Source organism: Rheinheimera soli (genome assembly GCF_021290985.1).
Taxonomy (GTDB): Bacteria; Pseudomonadota; Gammaproteobacteria; order Enterobacterales; family Alteromonadaceae; genus Pararheinheimera; species Pararheinheimera soli.
Genome location: NZ_JAJOYU010000035.1, coordinates 29,971 through 48,111 on the forward strand (window position 1 = coordinate 29,971; position 18,141 = coordinate 48,111).

The following is an 18,141-nucleotide window of genomic DNA, read 5'->3' on the forward strand; positions in this document are numbered from 1 at the left end:
TTTATTCGCCGTCATCCATGACGCTCACCCTCCGGGCCATCGTCGCTTTGCTCCGATGTTAAAAATCGCTCCTGACGATTTTTTATATTCGCAGCTATCCATGGCACTGACAGCCTCAGAGTACTGTACTATTTCTTCTCACAATAGAGTTTATGCAGCAGTCCAATTAAAGCGACAGCTTCTTCACTGTGGATACGATAAAACACGGTTTGAGCTTCTTTGCGGGTTTTCACCAGTTTTTGTCGTCTGAGTACAGCTAAGTGCTGAGACAAAGCCGACTGGCTTAAACCCAGTTTGTCGTTCATCTCTGTCACTGATAATTCAGACTCTAATAAATAACACAAAATCAGCAAACGGCGTTCATTGGAAACCGCCTTCAGCAGCTTGGCTGCCTGCGCCGAGTTTTTCAGCATTTCTTCCAATTTCATTTTGTTGCTTCTTTGATCTAAAAAACAGCATTATGCCGTCGGGTCATTCGCTTACACAATACGATCTATTCTCATCTGTCGTGTTTCAAGCTGTACCTGACTCATAGAGCGGCAACAAGAGGTGGAGTGATTACATAAAAACAAAATCTCTATGATTCAACTACACAACAGACTGCTTGCTTTGGCTTTTGGTCGCAATCTGCCGAATTAGTCTTACGCTGTCATGCTACATTGGCCAAATAATCAAAAAAAGGAGCATGTTATATATGAAGTTTTGGTTGGGTATAATTTCCGGTGCTTTATTAGCTCCTTCGGTATGGGCGGCCACAATGCCCAGCACTCTGGATCAGGATTTAGCTTATAAGCTGGTGGAGTCTTTAACAGTTGAAGTGGGTCCGCGCATTGCAGGCAGTGAAGCGGATCGCCGCGCCGTGCAATGGGCTGTAACCAATTTAAAGCAACTGGGTTATGACAAAGTCTGGACTGAAGAGTTTGAAATGCCAGGCTGGACCCGGGGGCAGGCAAGCCTTGAAGTCGTTTCCCCTTTCGCTCAGCCTTTTGTATTAACCTCATTAGGTGGATCGGTCGGAACACCTGCAGCAGGTATCACCAGCCCTGTCGTGATGTTTGATAGCATTGAAGCCTTGGAAAAGGCAGATCCGGCTTTAGTTAAAGGCAAGATTGTCTTTGTTAATAAGCCAATGTCTAAAGACAAATCAGGATCTTTTTATGGTCAGGTGGTTGCAGCCCGCTCGCGTGGTGCCGTAGAAGCGGCGAAGTTGGGTGCTGTGGCTATAGTCATTCGTTCTGTCGGCACCAGTAACAACAGATTTGCTCATACCGGCACAATGAAGTACGACGAAGCCATCCCTAAAATTCCTGCCGTAGCCATTTCAGTGCCTGATGCACAAAATCTGGCGAAAATGCTGGAACGCTCGCCAAAAGTAGAATTAAAACTACAAATGGACAACCAGCTGCAAACTGCCACCAGCCACAATGTCATTGCAGAAATCACCGGGACAGAAAAACCGGACGAAATAGTGCTGATCAGCGCTCACCTTGATTCATGGGATCAGGGCACTGGCGCTTTGGATGATGGTGCTGGGGTCGCTTTAGTAATGGCAACAGGTGCTTTAATCCAACAAAAAGCCAAACCTAAACGCACTATCCGGGTTGTGCTTTTTGGTAACGAAGAAGGTGGACTGATTGGAGCACGGGCTTATGCTGCTAAGCACCATAAGGAATTAGGGAAGCACATTTTAGCTGCAGAGTCTGACTTTGGTGCAGGCCGCATCTGGCAAATCGAAAGTCGTTTTGGTGACAAATCACTGCCTTTTGCTAAAGAGTTACAGCAAAAACTGGCGCATCTGAATATTGGCTTAGGTGGCAATACCACCTACGGCGGCCCTGATGTTTCGGTATTGGCTTCTGCCGGAGTGCCAGTACTGGCTTTATCGCAAGATGGTACAGACTATTTTGATTATCACCACACACCCAATGATACGCTGGACAAAATAGATCCCGATTCATTAAAACAAAACTTGCAAGCCTGGCTCATCATGACCGAAACTGTTGCTAACAGTTCAGTTAACTTACGTCACTAATGGCCAAACAACTCAAAAAGGCCTCGCTTTTAAGCGAGGCCGACAAGCAAAAACTATTAAAAAAAGCCGGCAACAAAAAGCCACTCACTCAAGCTCAGACTACAACCACTGCAAATCCGGCTGCGCGTACCGTGGTGCGCTCAGCAACACGGTCAAATACTGAGGAACAGTCAAGCACTTCAACTGCCAAAAATTTCAAAGTGTGGGCAGGTATCAGTATGGTCCTTTTAGTTGCTTTTATTCTGGCCCCTAAACCCCAATTAATTGAATACCAAAGTGCAGGATTGACCACTCAAAGTGTCTATATGCCAGGCTGGTTTGGTAAGCCTGGTGTCATTCTCGATACCAACCAACGCGCAGTATTGGCGGAAGAAGAGCAAAGCTTATATTTGTGTTTTGAAGGCCAAAGCAATGAGCAGTGTGCAAAATACCGCCTACGTAAACAACAAGGCTTTATTGCCGCAGCGATCTTCTGGTACTCATCACGCCCTTAATACAGAGCTCTGCATTCAGGAATGGCTACGCCAGCAAATCCGGCATAACCAAAGTTGTATCCCCAGCACCAGCAAGATCATAGCTGAGGGATACAGCAAATAGCTCTCAGCGTAGTTAAACAACAAAGCTCCACTGGTCAGGTAAATAAAAGGCTGCAATTCATAACACCAGAATGGTAAAGCCCCCTGCTCTTTAAACTTAATCCCATAAGGACTGCGGCGTTTTTCTGTGCGGATCACCCAGACCACTGCACCTGCAAATATTAGCACTACGCCAGATAAAGCCGCAGTCCAATGCGGCAACCACAAGACGGTCTGCGAACCACAGAGTACATAAAGATAAGGCAAAGCTTCATAAAGCCGTTCGGGGATCATGATGCTCTCCTTGCTGGAATGAAAGTCAGTTTAAGCATAGAGCAAAGTAAAATATTTGTTGCATAAATTGCATTTTAATTAACCAAAATACTAAGTCGTGGGATGCTAATTCAGATAAGGTAGAAAAGCTGAGAGTGATTCATTGGCATGGATGTAAAAAACCTGATGCAAAACCCTGCGGCTTCAAATAAGACGGGTATATAATGCGGCAATTCCCGGTCAGCTTAAGGCGGAGTAGTACAAATGCATGATGACGATCTGGACATCTTTTTACAGGAAATGGCAGGGGTAAAACGCTTAAATGTCGATGCTATTGCCGATCCTAATGGTGAACACAATCCGAGTCTGGCTCAACTGGCACGGCGCAAAGCCGCAGAACAGGAAATGGAATACGACCCTAACTATCTGAGTATGGAGTACGTAGATCTGGTTGCGCCTGATGATGTGATTGCCTACAAAAAAGATGGGGTGCAGGATGGTGTATACAAAAACCTGCGACTGGGTAAATACCAAATGGATGCCACTCTGAATCTGCTGGGAAAAACCCTGGTTGAGGCCCGTGCTGCTTTATACAGCTTCATTGCTGATTGCCATCAGCGTGGCATCAGGACTGTATTGATCCATCATGGTATGGGACGCGATAGCAAACCTCATCCGGCGATATTAAAAAGTTACTGCTTTAAATGGTTACCACAACTACCAGAAGTTCTGGCCTGCCATACCGCCTTAAAACCTCATGGTGGTTACGCTGCGACTTATGTGTTGTTGCAGAAAAATGCGGAACAAAAGCGGGAAAACCGTGAGCGGCATCAGAAAAAATAACAGTGAAAGTGCAAAAACCTGGACCAGAGTGCGATTAAACAAATACCCCCAAACTACGGGGGTACCTGATCAATACAATCCATCGACCGACTGCTGTCCTTGTGAGCTATAAGTCACTTGTGTAGCTTCAGCTTTTGTTAAAAAAGCCGACAATGCCATTAATAACACCAAAATGGCGATTGCAGTAAAGCCAAGACCGCGACTGGACGCTTTACGCATACAAAACCTCAGGCTAAAAAAATATTGTTATTGTTCTTGCTTTTTTGTGGATCTTGAGCAATCCAAAACCAGTGTAGACAACTTGTTGTTTAGTTACAAGATTTACAATCAATTACAGCTAATTTTCTGATAAAGAGACAAGCAGAGACGCAAAATAGTCCCTGCTTTTAAGTTTTTTGTGGTGAGTTTTAGCTTTTAGTGGCGAGTTTATGCTGTAAAGCGGCGATCGCTTGGCGCGCAGCGTCCTGTTGCAGACTGTAAAACTGTTGCTGATATTCAAATTCAACAGCCTGACTATGCTCTTTGCATTGCAACAATTGTCGCATCGAGCTTTTGGTTTGTCGCACTAACTCTGTGGGAACTGTAGCTAAATCCGCTGTCATTGCTAAAGCCCGAGGTAATAATTGATCAGCAGCCAACACTTCTTTGACTAAACCATATTGCCATGCTTGTTCTGCATTGAGTTTTTCACCACAAAACAACATGGCCATCGCTTGTTGCCAGCCGATCAACTGCGGTAATAACCAGCCATGCCCGCCACCTGGATGCAAAGCCAACTGGAAAAAGCGACTGTCAAACCAGGCGTCTTTGCTGGCTAAACGAATATCACAGACCATCGCCAGATTCATGCCTGCCCCTACGGCTGGGCCATTGACTAAAGCTATAGTTAAAAGTGGACAATCAGCCACCAGACTAAAGGCCTGATACAGCTGTTTCAGTTCAGAACCGTCCCCATCTACTGCATGTTGCAACACGGCTAAATCAGCACCGGCACAAAAAGCGCGTTCAGTGCCAATGACACATAAGACTTTCAATTCTGGATCCAGACTCAGTTGATGCACAGCGGCTGCAATTTGTAAGGCGATTTCAGGTGTTAATAAATTACGTTTTTCAGCTGCGGTCAGCTGTAACACCGCAACATGACCCTGTTTTTCAATAGTAAAACTACTCATCAGTAGCCCCTTTCCCTGTTGACCAGATGCTTTAAAGGTAGCCCATTTATGGTGCGTTGATAATTTTCAACAATCTGATAAATTGCAGTGTCGACATTAGTTACCGCAGAACAATGGGGAGTGACCAGTACAGCCGGATGTTGCCAATAAGGATCGGTAGCAGGCAAAGGCTCCTGACGAAACACATCCAGACAAGCAGCCTGTAATTGACCAGAGTCCAAAGCAGCTAACAATGCGTCGTCATCTACTATGGCACCACGAGCCACGTTGACGAGGATTGCACCCTGTTTAAAAGCAGCTAAACGCTCTGTATTTAAGAAGTTCGTGGTATCAGGGGTCAGAGGTAATAAACAAATCACCAGATCGGCATCACAAACAGCCTCTTTAAAACCAAGATCACCTGCGTAGCACTGGATACCATCCCGCTGTTTTAAGCTGCGCGACCAGCCGCTGACCTGATAACCTTGCTGTAAAAAATACTGCGCCGCTGCTTGTCCTAATTCACCTAAACCCAGCACACAAATCTGTTGAATTGAGCGTGGGCTTTTCGGTTTCCATAGCTTCTGTTGCTGCTGACGCTGAAATAAATCCAGCCGCAATTGGTAATGCAGCACTATGCCAGCCAGGTAATTGACCATAGAAGACGCCAAAGCAGGGTCAACAATACGGCTTAAGGGCAAGTCAGGCAAAGTCGGATCCGAAACAATACTGTCTACCCCAGCACCAAAAGACTGTAAGCTTTTTAAGTTGCTTAAAGCAGCCAAGGAACCCGCAGGCTGTTTCCACACTACAGCCATTTGCACTTGTTCAGGCGCACTGTAATCCGGCCATTGCTGGATCAAAACGCCGGGTAATAAAGCATTTAACTTTTCAACTAAAGCATCTAATTTACGATCAGGGATCACCAGGGCTATCGACATCTGTTCACCAAAGCTTCAAGTTTTCGTCATATCTCTGACATGGGTAAACTACATTCTACCCGAGCCTGAAGAACCAAGGCCAACAATTCGCAGGAGCTTTGTATGCTGCATTGTCGAACGATCTTCTTGTCTGACATTCATTTAGGAAATAAAGACTGTCAGGCCACTTATCTGCTGAACCTCCTCAATCAAACCAAAGCCGACACCATTTACCTGCTGGGCGATATCCTTGACCTGTGGGCTATGCAAAAACAAGTGTGCTGGAGTCCGGAACAAAATGCCGTGATCCAAACGCTGCTGGCGAAAGCCGATCAAGGCACTGAAGTTATCTATATACCCGGTAACCATGATGAAGAGTTCCGCCACTGGGCAGGTCGCCAGTTTGGCACTATCAAACTGCAATTACGTGGCTGTCATACCACGGCTTTAGGCAAAAAATTACTGCTGTTGCATGGCGATGAATTTGATAAAGAAGTGAACTTTGGTCGTTTTCACGCCTGGCTGGGTGACAATCTGTATGATTTTTTACTGTTTTTAAACCGCTGGAGCAACCGCATTCGCCGAGCTTTAGGTGGTCGTTATTTTAGTTTGGCTGCCTTTATTAAAAGCAAAGTACCAGGAGCTCAGCAGGCCATTGCCCGCTACCGTGATGCAGCTGTGGCCAAAGCCAAAAGGTCAGGTTTTGATGGTGTGGTTTGTGGTCATATCCATCATCCGGAAATAAGCCTGCAAGATGGCATTATTTACTGCAACGACGGCGACTGGATTGATAACTGCACAGCCCTGATAGAGCAACAAGATGGCTCATTAACGCTGTACCATTGGACAGAACAAAGCCATACCTTAGCCGCAATGCCAATAGCCGTGCTGGCGGAAGAACAACCTGCTCAGAGCAAAGTAGCCTGAGCCGGTTAAAACTTCTACAAAAAGCCATAAATCTGACGCATATTTGTCATGTAAACCCCCTACTCTCTGTACGGACAAAGGTCCTTACAGAGGTATCGCTATGATCAGTGTTGACCAAATGATGCAAACGCATCTGCCAAAACTAGAACAAAAACCCTGGTTAGCCAAACCGGTCAAAGGCGCCTTACGCCAACTTTTGCACGAACAAGAATTTATTGCCTTCGCTAAACGTTATCCGCATTTGCAAGGGATTGAATTCGTAGAACAAGTACTGGATTACTTTAATTTTGCCTACGCGGTGCGCGATAACGAAGTCGAACGAATCCCAAGCACTGGCCGTGTTGTGATTATTGCCAACCACCCTATTGGTTCGTTAGACGGTTTAGCTCTGATTAAACTGGTGCGTGATATCCGGCCTGATGTGAAAGTCATAGCTAACCAGTTATTAATGGCGGTTGAACCTCTGCATTCTTTATTGTTACCTGTGAATAACATGAGCGGTGGTACTGAACGCAGCCGTATCGACCGCATCAGCGACCACTTAGCTGGCGAAGGTGCGCTGATTTTATTCCCTGCCGGTGAAGTGTCACGCTTAAAACCCAACGGTATTCGTGATGGCAAATGGCATGGTGGTTTTTTACGTTTTGCGATGAATGCCAAAGCGCCTATTCTGCCTATTTATATCGACGGCCGTAACTCTGCCATGTTTTATGGCGCTTCGATGATTTACAAGCCGCTTGCCACTATGCTGCTGGTGCAGGAAATGTTTAACCAGAAGCATAAAAACATTGCGATGCGGATTGGTGAACAAATTCCTTACGACAGCTTTGCCCATCTGGCGCTGGAAACTCAGGCCAAGGTAAAACTCTTTAAAAAACACTTGTATCGCCTCGCCAAAGACAAAGGGCCGCTGTTTAAAACTCAAACTGCTATAGCCCATCCTGAAGATCGTATTTTGCTGAAAAAGGCGGTCGAAGCTTGCCCTCTGTTGGGTGAAACCAGTGATGGTAAACAAATTTATTTATACCAGTACCAACAGAGCTCACCTGTGCTGCGTGAAATTGGCCGCTTACGTGAAATTGCCTTCAGAGCTGTAGGTGAAGGCAGTGGTCAGCGCCGCGATATCGATCAGTACGACAGCTATTACGAGCAACTAATTTTGTGGGACAAGGAAGACTTAGAAATAGTGGGGGCCTACCGTTTTGCTAATACCGCCAAAGTGATGGCAGAAAAGGGCCTGGCTGGCTTGTATACAGCCTCTTTATTCCAGTTTAATCCACAGATGACACCTTATTTAGATCAGGGCCTGGAACTGGGCCGCAGCTTCGTACAACCCCGGTATTGGGGCAAACGTAGTCTGGATTATTTATGGTATGGCATAGGTGCTTATTTAAAACAAAACCCGGATATCCGGTATTTATTTGGCGGCGTCAGTTTATCCAACAGCTATCCTAAAGCGGCACGGGATCTGATGGTATATTTCTACAGCCTGTATTTCCGCTGTCCTGAACAAAGCGCAGTGCCTAATATTCCATATGAATTACCAATGGATACGTTAAGTCAGCTGCAGCAGCATTTTAGCGGTGATAATTACAGTCAGGATTTTGTACAGTTAAAGCACTTACTGGCCAATATGGGCGTCAGTATTCCCACTTTATACAAGCAGTACAGTGAACTGACCGAACCTGGTGGTGTACGTTTTCTGGCTTTTGGTGTGGATCCTGATTTTGCTGACTGTGTAGACGGTTTAGTGCTGGTGGATATGACGATGCTGAAAGACAATAAAAAGGCCCGTTATATCTCATGATGTAGCCAGCATTTGTAGCCAGGCAGAGCTCTGTAGTTTTATCAGCGTTCTGCCTGGGGTTTACTGTTTTTCAACGATTGGCTTCGTTTAATGTACTGATAATGAATTTCCAATTAGTTACATCTATAAGTAACCTGACAAACTTTCCCATCACTTGAACAAGCAAATTTGTCAGGCAAACAACTTGCCCCTTCTCCCTGGTTATGTCCTGTAATTCTAATACCGATACTTCCTAAATAGTCAGCCAATGCCTTCAGATCAAGATCTCCTTTTTTAGCAGTATAATTTCTTGTCCCAAATGAATTTTTTGGAATCAATCTACTAGTGCTATCGCGAGCTTCAGGAGATGCAGACATAGTGATATTAATGATTATTCCTTTGGACGCATCTATGACAAAGTTGTACTGAAATACAATACTGGAGCCATCAGCGAAGAAGGCTGCAGCCTGAGTTCCTTCGGTTAAAGACGTTGTCACTGAAACCATCGAGCCAACACTTACACTTACATTGCTCGCTATCGCAGATGTCAATGCACTGACATCAAACACGATAGCTTGCAATCCTGTATGGTGGCTATTCAAAAAATCTTTCAAATGGTTACCGAAATCTCCAGGATCTTTCATCGCTTCAACAGCACTTCGATAAACAAATGTATTCGGTAAAACAACATTTCCTTTCAGCACTTCCCTCAGATCACTAATTGCCGAATTTAAGCTTGTAATATTTTGCTTAATTTCTGAAATATTAGGAACAGCCAGCTCTGAAGTGACTAATCTGTATTCTGCATTTGGATCCCGCCCTCCACCTGAGCTAACTTTGTCGACTTGGTACACCTTATAGTCTGAATTAGGCATATTGATCACTTTGATAGTGTGTCTGCCATTTGCTCCCCGACCGGCAATTTCTTCTGCTGTACGTTTCATCTCTACACTGGTGCAGTTATCACATTTGATGAGAGTGGCGTTTGCATTTCCAATAACAAAAAGTCCCGCTAAAAAGATGACCGGATTCAACCATTTATTCATTTCAATTATCCCTATAAATTAAACAAGGTCAAAATATAAGCAAAAAAAACAATTAATCAACAGATAAATTACAAAAAACCAAAACCCCAAAGATTCGCTTAAAGTGACTGCAGGAAAATACTTGTTAGATACTTGAAGACAAATGGCGGATAGCATCACCAGACTTAAACAATCTACCTACTTGTTGTTTTAAATCAATAAAACAAGCAAAGCCAGAGCTCAGCCTTGTGCATTATTGATCTGGGGCAAAGTTTCACAGCAGCAGAAGCGCAGAATGACGCCAGTTTCTTAAGCTAAGGATCATTCTGATGAAAACAAGTTATAAAACCATCGCATCTCTGTTATTGGCAGTCTCTGCTGCCCCTGCTCTGGCAAACTGGTCAGTCAATGTAGGAGCTATTACTGTGGCACCACAAGATTCCAGCAGCCACCTGAATGTAGTGGAAAGAGTCGCAAACTTACCAGCAAATTCCACTGAAGTGTCTGTAAATAACAATACTCAGTTGGGCATTACTATCGACTATCAACTGACTAAAAACTGGACCATTGAGCTGATTGCAGCCACACCATTTAATCATGATGTGAAGGTGAAAGGTTCAGCCATCGATGGTTTGTCTGTAGGCAGCACCAAGCATTTACCACCCACTTTAGTGGCTCAGTATCATTTTGATTTGGGTGACAGCAGATTTGACCCCTTTGTAGGTTTAGGCATCAATTACACCAACTTCTTTCAGGAACAAGTTTCAGGCGAACTGGTCAGCACCTTACAAGCACTGAATGTGACCGATGCCGATGACAAAGTAGAGCTGAAATTAAAAGATTCAGTGGGTCTGGCTATACAGGCCGGTGTGAATGTCAAACTGGCGGATAGCTGGAGCGCACATCTGATGCTGAGCAAAATGAATATCGACACAGAAGGTCGGGTGCAGGTCAATGGCAACACTATTCAGTCTGTGGACGTGACTATCGATCCTTATGTCTGGATGATCGGTGCTCGTTACTCTTTTTAACGCTTAATAGATAACTAAGTTCCGGACAGCTTTTATAACTGTCCGGAGCTTGTTCAGGACGCCACAGCCAATTTATCTAAATACAGCTGAGGTAAGTTAAACCGAATACCAATAGACAACCCCCGTTCTTCCAGCCTGGAATTACGCACTTCGCCTTGAATTTTCTGATCAATACCTATTTTTTCACATTGAATATGCAGGACTACAGGGGCCAAATTCACCTTACTGCCCTGATGCGAAGGGTCAAACAAAAAACGACAACCACCGCTGGATACATCAATTAAATGGCCCTGAAAACTACGGGCATTCTGCACGACTTCCAGATTCAACCGTACTGAAGCAGGAATAAAAATACTGTTACGTCGTTCGTTACGTAAAGCACGACGTTGTATCACAGAGGGAAAGCTGATCACTGCTAATTTATCGGGAAAGCGGCTCAGCTGAAGTAATTCCGATCGAAAAGCGAAACATTCGCCGACTGAATCTTCGACTAAAAAACGACAGACCACAGCCAGACCGTTAATAAAAAACCGGTCAGGCAAAGAATCGTCATCTACTCTGAACAACACATATTTACCGGCTTTATACCCCACCAGCTCACAGTTGCAGCGGCTTTTGCGCTGATCCAGCAATTCCAGATCAAAACGTTGGCCAATTTTAACATGCGACAGCCATTCTTTATTGTCAGGTTGTTCAGAACTAACAGCTACTTGCATACCTTATCCTTCAGGCTTCACCGACTTCATGTCGGACATCTCACTCAAACAGGTGAATAAAAAGAGATGCAGCTAGTTTGTGAAAAAATGTGTCAGGGATCAAGAAGAAAATGAAAATATCTGCAAACAAAACAAATTTACGATGAAAATTTAAAAATACCGCTACAAAAATGACAAAACCTGCCGAAGCAGGTCTTGTTTATATCACTTTTACGGTATTAGCCTAACCAGACGCGAGCATTACGGAACATCCGCATCCATGGGCTGTCTTCCTGCCATTCATCAGGATGCCAGCTGTTCGCCACGGTACGGAATACCCGCTCAGGGTGAGGCATCATGATAGTGACACGGCCGTCTGTCGTAGTTAACGAGGTAATACCCAGCGGCGAACCATTTGGATTCGACGGGTACTGTGTCGTCACATTGCCATAGTTATCGACAAAACGTAAGGCCACAGTGCCACTTTGATCAGCTGACTGCAGAGCAGCTTGTGAAGCAAACTCTGCATGACCTTCACCGTGGGACACGGCGATAGGCATACGGGAACCAGCCATACCTTTAAAGAATAAAGAGGCACTTTCCTGCACTTCTACCAGACTGAAACGGGCTTCAAAACGCTCTGATTTGTTGCGAACAAAACGTGGCCATAAATCAGCACCAGGGATCAGGCTCTTCAGATTCGACATCATCTGACAACCATTACAGACACCTAAGCTGAAAGTAGTTTCACGTTCAAAAAACGCTGCAAATTCAGCGCGGGCTTTGTCGTTAAACAATACCGACTTCGCCCAGCCTTCACCAGCACCTAAGACGTCACCGTACGAGAAGCCACCACAAGCCACTAAACCGTTAAACTCAGCCAATGAACGACGACCAGATAAGATGTCGCTCATATGCACGTCTACGGCATTAAAGCCTGCTCTGTTGTAGGCAGCTGCCATTTCCACATGAGAGTTCACGCCCTGCTCACGCAGAATAGCCACTTTCGGCTGTACGCCTTTCAGGATATAAGGAGCTGCCACATCTTCGTTCAGGTCAAAGCTTAATTTTGCATTTAAGCCTGGATCCGTCACGTCAGCTTTTGCTACAAATTCCTGACGGGCACCTTCAGGGTTATCCCGCATCAACTGCATTTGATAGGTAGTTTCGGCCCAGATGGTACGTAATGTCGTACGGCTGTTGCTGTACACCAGTTGATCACCGTGACTGATCTGAATTTGATCGTCTGTTGTGACTTCACCTAATAAATGCGCAACTGCAGATAAATCATGCTGAGCTAAAATCGCCTGCACTACCGGTAAATCGCTGTTCGCCACTTGCAACACAGCGCCTAACTCTTCACTGAAAAGTACAGCTAAGTTATCTGTGCCTAAAGTCTGGATATCCACTTTGACACCAGCTTTACCGGCAAAAGCCATTTCTGCCAGGGTGACAAACAGACCACCGTCAGAACGGTCATGGTAGGCCAGTAATTTTTGCTGAGCCACTAAAGCCTGCACCGCCTGATAGAAATTCATCAGTAATTCCGGGCTTTCCAGATCTGGTGCTGTCTGGCCTAACTGCTTATAAACCTGAGCTAAACAGGACCCGCCTAAACGGTTGGCTCCCTGACCTAAATCTAACAGGATCAGGCTGCTTGCACCTTTGTCAGTACGTAACTGTGGTGTCACAGTGCGACGCACATCTTCAACACGGGCAAAAGCTGTGATAATCAAAGATAAAGGTGAGGTCACTGTCTTCTGTTCACCATCCTGTTGCCAGCTGGTTTTCATCGACATGGAGTCTTTACCTACAGGGATAGTTAAACCCATAGCAGGACATAACTCTTCGCCTATGGCTTTGACGGCCTGATACAAACCAGCATCTTCACCAGGGTGACCTGCAGCCGACATCCAGTTGGCCGACAGTTTGATATGCTTAATATCGCCAATCTGAGTCGCTGCAATGTTAGTAATAGATTCAGCCACGGCTAAACGGGCAGAAGCAGCGAAGTCCAGTAAAGCAACAGGCGTACGTTCGCCCATCGACATGGCTTCACCGTGGTAAGTATCGTACGAAGCAGCAGTTACACCACAGTTGGCGACTGGCACCTGCCATGGACCGACCATTTGATCACGCGCTACTAAACCAGTAACTGTGCGATCGCCAATGGTGATCAGGAAAGTTTTTTCAGCAATAGTAGGTAAACGTAACAAACGCTCAGCCGCATCGGCTACCGTCACGCCGTTCAGGTCTAAAGCCTTGCCTTCTGTCACTTGAGTTTTCACATCACGGTGCATTTTAGGCGCTTTGCCCAGCAGCACATTCAGTGGTAAATCAATAGGCGTATTGCCAAAATGTTGATCTGACAAGGTCAGGTGATGTTCAGCTGTCGCTTCACCCACTACAGCATAAGGTGCACGCTCACGTTTACAAATCTCTTCAAACACTGGCATCTGGTCGGCAGGAATAGCCATCACATAACGTTCTTGTGATTCGTTACACCAGATTTCCAGTGGTGACATGCCAGGTTCGTCGTTTGGCACGTTGCGTAATTCGAACTTACCACCCACGCCACCATCGTTCACCAGCTCAGGGAAGGCGTTAGATAAACCACCAGCACCTACGTCGTGGATAAAACAAATAGGGTTTTTATCGCCCAGCTGCCAGCAGCGGTCGATCACTTCCTGACAACGGCGTTCAATTTCAGGGTTTTCACGTTGTACTGAGGCAAAATCTAAATCTTCAGCCGACTGGCCTGACGCCATAGAAGAAGCAGCACCACCACCTAAACCAATGTTCATCGCCGGGCCACCCAGCACGACCAGTTTGGCACCAACAGGCAGCAAACCTTTTTGTACGTGTTCAGCGCGAATGTTGCCTAAACCACCGGCAATCATAATAGGCTTGTGGTAACCACGCACTTCTTCGCCATTGTGGCTTGGCACTTTTTCTTCGTAAGTACGGAAGTAACCCAGAATATTTGGACGACCAAATTCGTTATTAAACGCAGCACCACCTAAAGGACCATCCGTCATGATATCCAAAGCTGTCACTATGCGGTCTGGCTTACCAAAGTCGGTTTCCCAGGGTTGTTCAAAACCAGGAATACGTAAGTTGGATACAGAAAAACCTGATAAACCCGCTTTTGGTTTGGCGCCCACACCTGTAGCACCTTCGTCGCGAATTTCACCGCCAGAACCTGTAGCTGCGCCAGGGAATGGAGAAATAGCTGTTGGGTGGTTGTGAGTTTCCACTTTCATCAACACATGAATATCTTCATGGCTGTAGCCGTATTCCTGAGTATCAGCAGATGGGAAAAAACGGCCTGCTTTTGAGCCTGTCATGACAGCGGCGTTGTCCTTATAAGCGGACAACACGTGCTCTGGCGTCTTTTCAAAAGTATTTTTGATCATTTTAAACAGCGACTTTGGCTGTTGTTCGCCATCTATGGTCCAGTCGGCGTTAAAGATTTTATGACGGCAGTGCTCAGAGTTGGCCTGCGCAAACATATAGAGTTCGATATCATTTGGGTTGCGGCCCAACTGATTAAAATTGGTCACCAGATAGTCGATTTCATCGTCGGCCAACGCCAGACCCATGTCGATATTGGCTTTGACTAAAGCTTCACGGCCACCTGTGATGATATCCACTGAACTTAAAGGCGCTGGTTCAGCTTTACGGAATAAGGCGGAAGCTTGTTCAAACTCGCTGAACACCACTTCCATCATGCGGTCGTGCACTAAGCCCTTTAACTGCTGCAGCTGAGCTTCAGTCAAGGTAGCAGTGGTCTGGACATAATAAGCCACACCACGCTCTAAACGTTTCACCTGATTCAGGCCACAGTTATGTGCTATGTCAGTGGCTTTGGAAGACCATGGAGAGATAGTGCCAGGGCGTGGTGTCACCACCAGCAACAAACCTTCTGGTGTATGGCTGACGATAGTAGGTCCGTAAGTCAGCAACTTGCTTAAGGTCGTCTGTTGTTCAGCCGACAATTCGCTGCTTACATCAGCAAAATGCATAAATTCGGCATAAACACCACTGACAGGCAAGGAGGCTTTGGCACAAAGATCGATGAACTTCTGAACTCTAAACTCGGACAGTGCAGGTGCACCACGCAGGATCAACATAGGTTTTTTTTTCCGTTGGTTGAGCGACAATGGAACCCAAAATCAGGCGCCGCATTATAAAGAAAAAACGCCAGCAATGGTATGAATAAGATCTGACGACCTGCAGGAATTTTGGTATAAATGGCGCAGATTGAAAGCAAAGGCATAATCGGATGATTCGATTTGGTATTTTAGGAGCTGTATTAACAGCAGTAGTTTCTTGTACTCCGGTACAGGAACCTGTTCAGCTTCATCAAATTTATCAAAGAGATAGCATTCGTGTTGGCATTTTAAACAGCCCTACCAGCTACTATGTAGGAGCCGATGGCCCTACAGGGTATGACTATGAACTGTCGGTCGCATTAGCAGAAAAATTAGGCGTTGAGCTGGAGCTATTCCCCAGTTATCAGCGTGAAGAGTTACTGCAAAAATTGGATTCAGGTCAGGTCGACTATATAGCTGGCGGTTTGGCTGTGACAGAAAGTCGCAAACAGAAGTATCGTATAGCGCCAGCTTATTTATGGCGTAACGAAGTGCTGGTGTACCGTAAGGGCCAGAAAAAGCCCAATAGTTTTACAGATATCAAAGAACCCATACTGGTGCCAAAAGACAGCTCTCTGGCTGAAACCCTGAGTGTGGTGCAAAAAGACCATCCACAATTGCAATGGCGGGAAAGTGAATCTGAGGATGCAGATGAACTGCTGCAGCAAGTCGAAGACGGTAAAATTCCTTATACGCTGGTCGATTCCAACTTATTGGCTGTCAATCAGCGTTTTTTCCCCAACCTTACAGTCGCCTTTAAAGTAAAAGAACAGCAGCCCGTAGCCTGGCTTCTGAGCAACAAAGCCGACGATTCATTCTGGGCTGTGTTAATTGAGTTTTTTGGTCAGAATTATCAATCCGGCGATTTATTGAGTCTGGAAGACAAATACTTTGGCCATATCCGCCGTTTTGATTACATAGCCACGCTGGATTACATCAAAGCTATTGAAAAAGATTTACCCCGCTATCAGCCTTTGTTCGAGAAGTATGCGGGTAACTTCGACTGGCGTTTATTGGCCGCTATTGGTTATCAGGAATCGAACTGGCGACCTGATGCCAGAAGTTCGACTGGTGTAGTGGGTTTAATGATGCTAACGGTCAGTACAGCTCAGACTATGGGCGTCAGCAGCAGGTTGGATCCAGCGCAAAGTATCAGAGGTGGCGCCCGGTATCTGCAGCGTATGGTTGAACGTATTCCTGAGCGGATCCAGATGCCAGACCGGCTCTGGTTTGCCATTGCAGCTTATAATATTGGCTGGGGCCATGTTGAAAGTGCTCGTGTGCTGACAGAGCGCGATGGTGCCAATCCGGACCAATGGCATGAAGTGAAACAACGTCTGCCTTTGCTGCAGCAAAAACGTTATTACCAGAATACAAAACTGGGTTACGCCCGTGGTGCTCAGGCCGTTTATTATGTCGAAAACGTGCGCCGTTTCTACGACACCTTATTGTGGGTTGATGAAAAGAAAAAAACTGAGCAAAGGTTAGATCAACAAAAACAGCGCCTTAACGAGCAATTTGGTGATAAAGCAGTAAATTCAGAAGAAAAGTCAGGGAACATCAGCACTCCTAAGCAGTCTTAGTGTTGTAACTGCATCGCTAAGCTTTTATATTAGCGAAAATAATTTGGAGCCTTTGAATGTTAAAACGTAAAAAACCAACAATGCTGCGCAAGCGGCGATTAATGGATGTTGCATCCAGCAGAAGACGCGTCAGCCGCAATATGACGATGTTAAAATTAAACAGACGTCGCCGCTCTTTTCAGTCCATCCAGGATTTAGCCAGCGCCACCGAAGCTATTGCTTAACCTCTCCGTCCTCAATACTCTGTTGTTTTTCCTGCTGTTTTAAAGCCTTTTGTTCAGCCCTGCGACGGCGGAAAAATTCAGAGAGTTTGTCTGCACATTGCTGCATCAAAAAACCATCCGATACATCAAGCTGATGGTTTAATACCGGATGACGCACTATATCCAGCACTGAACCTGCGGCTCCTGTTTTGGCATCTTTAGCGCCAAACACCAGGCGTTTTATTCTGCTGTGCACCAACAGACCTGCGCACATAGCGCAAGGCTCTAACGTGACATACAAAGTGCAATCAATTAAGCGATAATTGCCAATTTTTTCTGCCGCCTGACGGATGGCAATCATTTCTGCGTGAGCAGAAGGATCATTGAGCTGAATCGACTGATTCCAGCCCTCCCCCAATACCACGCCGTCTTTTACCACCACAGCACCTACCGGAATTTCGCCGCTTTGTTCCGCCTTGTCGGCAAGCTGCAAAGCATACTGCATCCAGTATAAATCGTTGTCTGCTGTCATCTTTGCCTCTTGTGTTGCTGCTGAATCTGGCTAATTTTACCAGCTAAGGTTAAGCTTTTGACTATATTTTAGTTATTTTGTTACAAATAAACTGACAACAGTACAGCTAACACTTTGATAATTAATCAAATAATGACTATGGTATAGCTATTGCTTAACCAGTAGTGTTTTTAATCTATACAGAGGGATGATCATGGGAGTATTTGACGTAGGCTTTATCGCAGTTTTAGGTGCTTTTGCATATGCGTTTTATGAAAATCACAATAAAACAAAAATTAAGCTGCAACAATCATCGGCCAGTGGCGATGAGCTTCGTCAGCAAATTGAACAGCTGAAACAACGGGTTGCAACTTTAGAGACGATAGTGACAGATAAGTCCTATCAGCTGAAACACGAAATTAATAAGCTGTT

18 protein-coding genes are annotated in these 18,141 nt (G+C 45.5%); 9 read left to right on the plus strand and 9 right to left on the minus strand.

Annotated elements, in window-relative coordinates; translation table 11 throughout:
• Positions 1-128: 128 nt before the first annotated feature.
• On the minus strand, positions 129-428 hold the full coding sequence (locus LSG37_RS18280) for an ArsR/SmtB family transcription factor (protein ID WP_053425924.1): 300 nt from the start codon (positions 426-428) through the stop codon (positions 129-131).
• Positions 429-694: 266 nt separating this feature from the next.
• On the opposite strand from LSG37_RS18280, the gene LSG37_RS18285 reads away from it, so the two are divergent.
• Positions 695-2,032, plus strand: coding sequence for a M20/M25/M40 family metallo-hydrolase (locus tag LSG37_RS18285; RefSeq protein ID WP_233081266.1), 1,338 nt, complete (start codon positions 695-697; stop codon positions 2,030-2,032).
• 218 nt (positions 2,033-2,250) lie between these two features.
• Complete coding sequence (locus LSG37_RS18290; RefSeq protein WP_233081267.1) at positions 2,251-2,526, plus strand: hypothetical protein; 276 nt, start codon at positions 2,251-2,253, stop codon at positions 2,524-2,526.
• Between the two features lie 15 nt (positions 2,527-2,541).
• On the opposite strand, the gene LSG37_RS18295 is transcribed toward LSG37_RS18290, so the two are convergent.
• On the minus strand, positions 2,542-2,901 hold the full coding sequence (locus tag LSG37_RS18295) for a hypothetical protein (RefSeq protein WP_233081269.1): 360 nt from the start codon (positions 2,899-2,901) through the stop codon (positions 2,542-2,544).
• Positions 2,902-3,144: 243 nt separating this feature from the next.
• Here LSG37_RS18295 and smrA point away from each other — a divergent pair, with 243 nt between their 5' ends.
• Positions 3,145-3,723 (plus strand): DNA endonuclease SmrA, encoded by a 579-nt coding sequence (gene smrA, locus LSG37_RS18300; RefSeq protein ID WP_233081271.1) that lies wholly within the window; start codon positions 3,145-3,147, stop codon positions 3,721-3,723.
• Positions 3,724-3,792: 69 nt separating this feature from the next.
• Here smrA and LSG37_RS18305 read toward each other — a convergent pair whose 3' ends face one another.
• From LSG37_RS18305 to LSG37_RS18315, 3 genes are all read right to left on the minus strand, one after another.
• Positions 3,793-3,942 carry a hypothetical protein gene (locus LSG37_RS18305; protein ID WP_233081272.1) on the minus strand — a complete coding sequence of 50 codons (150 nt, stop codon included), beginning with the start codon at positions 3,940-3,942 and terminating at the stop codon, positions 3,793-3,795.
• A gap of 188 nt (positions 3,943-4,130) precedes the next feature.
• Positions 4,131-4,895, minus strand: a complete 765-nt coding sequence (locus LSG37_RS18310; protein WP_233081274.1) for an enoyl-CoA hydratase-related protein — start codon at positions 4,893-4,895, stop codon at positions 4,131-4,133.
• On the minus strand, positions 4,895-5,815 hold the full coding sequence (locus LSG37_RS18315) for a 2-hydroxyacid dehydrogenase (RefSeq protein WP_233081276.1): 921 nt from the start codon (positions 5,813-5,815) through the stop codon (positions 4,895-4,897). Before LSG37_RS18315 ends, LSG37_RS18310 begins: the two co-directional genes overlap by 1 nt.
• A gap of 102 nt (positions 5,816-5,917) precedes the next feature.
• On the opposite strand from LSG37_RS18315, the gene LSG37_RS18320 reads away from it, so the two are divergent.
• Both LSG37_RS18320 and olsF read left to right on the plus strand, forming a co-directional pair.
• Positions 5,918-6,721 carry a UDP-2,3-diacylglucosamine diphosphatase gene (locus LSG37_RS18320; RefSeq protein WP_233081278.1) on the plus strand — a complete coding sequence of 268 codons (804 nt, stop codon included), beginning with the start codon at positions 5,918-5,920 and terminating at the stop codon, positions 6,719-6,721.
• Between the two features lie 100 nt (positions 6,722-6,821).
• A complete protein-coding gene (gene olsF, locus LSG37_RS18325; protein WP_233081280.1) occupies positions 6,822-8,528 on the plus strand; it encodes a bifunctional ornithine lipid synthase OlsF in 1,707 nt (568 codons plus the stop codon).
• A 113-nt stretch (positions 8,529-8,641) separates the two neighbouring features.
• Here olsF and LSG37_RS18330 read toward each other — a convergent pair whose 3' ends face one another.
• Positions 8,642-9,553 (minus strand): hypothetical protein, encoded by a 912-nt coding sequence (locus LSG37_RS18330; RefSeq protein WP_233081282.1) that lies wholly within the window; start codon positions 9,551-9,553, stop codon positions 8,642-8,644.
• 308 nt (positions 9,554-9,861) lie between these two features.
• Between LSG37_RS18330 and LSG37_RS18335 the strand changes: the two genes are divergently transcribed.
• A complete protein-coding gene (locus tag LSG37_RS18335; protein ID WP_233081284.1) occupies positions 9,862-10,563 on the plus strand; it encodes an OmpW/AlkL family protein in 702 nt (233 codons plus the stop codon).
• A 53-nt stretch (positions 10,564-10,616) separates the two neighbouring features.
• On the opposite strand, the gene LSG37_RS18340 is transcribed toward LSG37_RS18335, so the two are convergent.
• Both LSG37_RS18340 and purL read right to left on the minus strand, forming a co-directional pair.
• Positions 10,617-11,279 (minus strand): PilZ domain-containing protein, encoded by a 663-nt coding sequence (locus LSG37_RS18340; protein WP_233081286.1) that lies wholly within the window; start codon positions 11,277-11,279, stop codon positions 10,617-10,619.
• A 218-nt stretch (positions 11,280-11,497) separates the two neighbouring features.
• The gene (gene purL, locus LSG37_RS18345) at positions 11,498-15,391 is read right to left on the minus strand and encodes a phosphoribosylformylglycinamidine synthase (protein WP_233081288.1); all 3,894 of its coding nucleotides are present in this window, start codon (positions 15,389-15,391) and stop codon (positions 11,498-11,500) included.
• Between the two features lie 152 nt (positions 15,392-15,543).
• On the opposite strand from purL, the gene mltF reads away from it, so the two are divergent.
• Positions 15,544-16,995 (plus strand): membrane-bound lytic murein transglycosylase MltF, encoded by a 1,452-nt coding sequence (gene mltF / locus LSG37_RS18350; RefSeq protein ID WP_233081290.1) that lies wholly within the window; start codon positions 15,544-15,546, stop codon positions 16,993-16,995.
• 56 nt (positions 16,996-17,051) lie between these two features.
• A complete protein-coding gene (locus tag LSG37_RS18355; protein WP_233081291.1) occupies positions 17,052-17,219 on the plus strand; it encodes a hypothetical protein in 168 nt (55 codons plus the stop codon).
• Here the strand turns inward: LSG37_RS18355 and tadA are convergent.
• Positions 17,209-17,730: a tRNA adenosine(34) deaminase TadA gene (tadA, locus tag LSG37_RS18360; RefSeq protein ID WP_233081292.1), complete on the minus strand. Its 522-nt coding sequence runs from the start codon at positions 17,728-17,730 to the stop codon at positions 17,209-17,211. The two genes, LSG37_RS18355 and tadA, sit on opposite strands and share 11 nt — an antisense overlap.
• Positions 17,731-17,923: 193 nt before the next feature.
• Here tadA and LSG37_RS18365 point away from each other — a divergent pair.
• Positions 17,924-18,141: hypothetical protein (locus LSG37_RS18365; RefSeq protein ID WP_233081293.1), on the plus strand; the 218-nt coding region annotated here is incomplete at its 3' end.

Excerpts from the sequence above, each read along its gene's own strand:
- LSG37_RS18285 (WP_233081266.1), top strand. The coding sequence starts at position 695 with ATGAAGTTTTGGTTGGGTATAATTTCCGGTGCTTTATTAGCTCCTTCG.
- smrA (WP_233081271.1), top strand. The coding sequence starts at position 3,145 with ATGCATGATGACGATCTGGACATCTTTTTACAGGAAATGGCAGGGGTA.
- LSG37_RS18310 (WP_233081274.1), bottom strand. The coding sequence starts at position 4,895 with ATGAGTAGTTTTACTATTGAAAAACAGGGTCATGTTGCGGTGTTACAG.
- LSG37_RS18290 (WP_233081267.1), top strand. The coding sequence starts at position 2,251 with ATGGTCCTTTTAGTTGCTTTTATTCTGGCCCCTAAACCCCAATTAATT.
- LSG37_RS18295 (WP_233081269.1), bottom strand. The coding sequence starts at position 2,901 with ATGATCCCCGAACGGCTTTATGAAGCTTTGCCTTATCTTTATGTACTC.
- purL (WP_233081288.1), bottom strand. The coding sequence starts at position 15,391 with ATGTTGATCCTGCGTGGTGCACCTGCACTGTCCGAGTTTAGAGTTCAG.
- LSG37_RS18315 (WP_233081276.1), bottom strand. The coding sequence starts at position 5,815 with ATGTCGATAGCCCTGGTGATCCCTGATCGTAAATTAGATGCTTTAGTT.
- LSG37_RS18335 (WP_233081284.1), top strand. The coding sequence starts at position 9,862 with ATGAAAACAAGTTATAAAACCATCGCATCTCTGTTATTGGCAGTCTCT.
- LSG37_RS18330 (WP_233081282.1), bottom strand. The coding sequence starts at position 9,553 with ATGAATAAATGGTTGAATCCGGTCATCTTTTTAGCGGGACTTTTTGTT.
- LSG37_RS18355 (WP_233081291.1), top strand. The coding sequence starts at position 17,052 with ATGTTAAAACGTAAAAAACCAACAATGCTGCGCAAGCGGCGATTAATG.
- mltF (WP_233081290.1), top strand. The coding sequence starts at position 15,544 with ATGATTCGATTTGGTATTTTAGGAGCTGTATTAACAGCAGTAGTTTCT.
- LSG37_RS18280 (WP_053425924.1), bottom strand. The coding sequence starts at position 428 with ATGAAATTGGAAGAAATGCTGAAAAACTCGGCGCAGGCAGCCAAGCTG.
- LSG37_RS18305 (WP_233081272.1), bottom strand. The coding sequence starts at position 3,942 with ATGCGTAAAGCGTCCAGTCGCGGTCTTGGCTTTACTGCAATCGCCATT.
- tadA (WP_233081292.1), bottom strand. The coding sequence starts at position 17,730 with ATGACAGCAGACAACGATTTATACTGGATGCAGTATGCTTTGCAGCTT.
- LSG37_RS18320 (WP_233081278.1), top strand. The coding sequence starts at position 5,918 with ATGCTGCATTGTCGAACGATCTTCTTGTCTGACATTCATTTAGGAAAT.
- LSG37_RS18340 (WP_233081286.1), bottom strand. The coding sequence starts at position 11,279 with ATGCAAGTAGCTGTTAGTTCTGAACAACCTGACAATAAAGAATGGCTG.
- olsF (WP_233081280.1), top strand. The coding sequence starts at position 6,822 with ATGATCAGTGTTGACCAAATGATGCAAACGCATCTGCCAAAACTAGAA.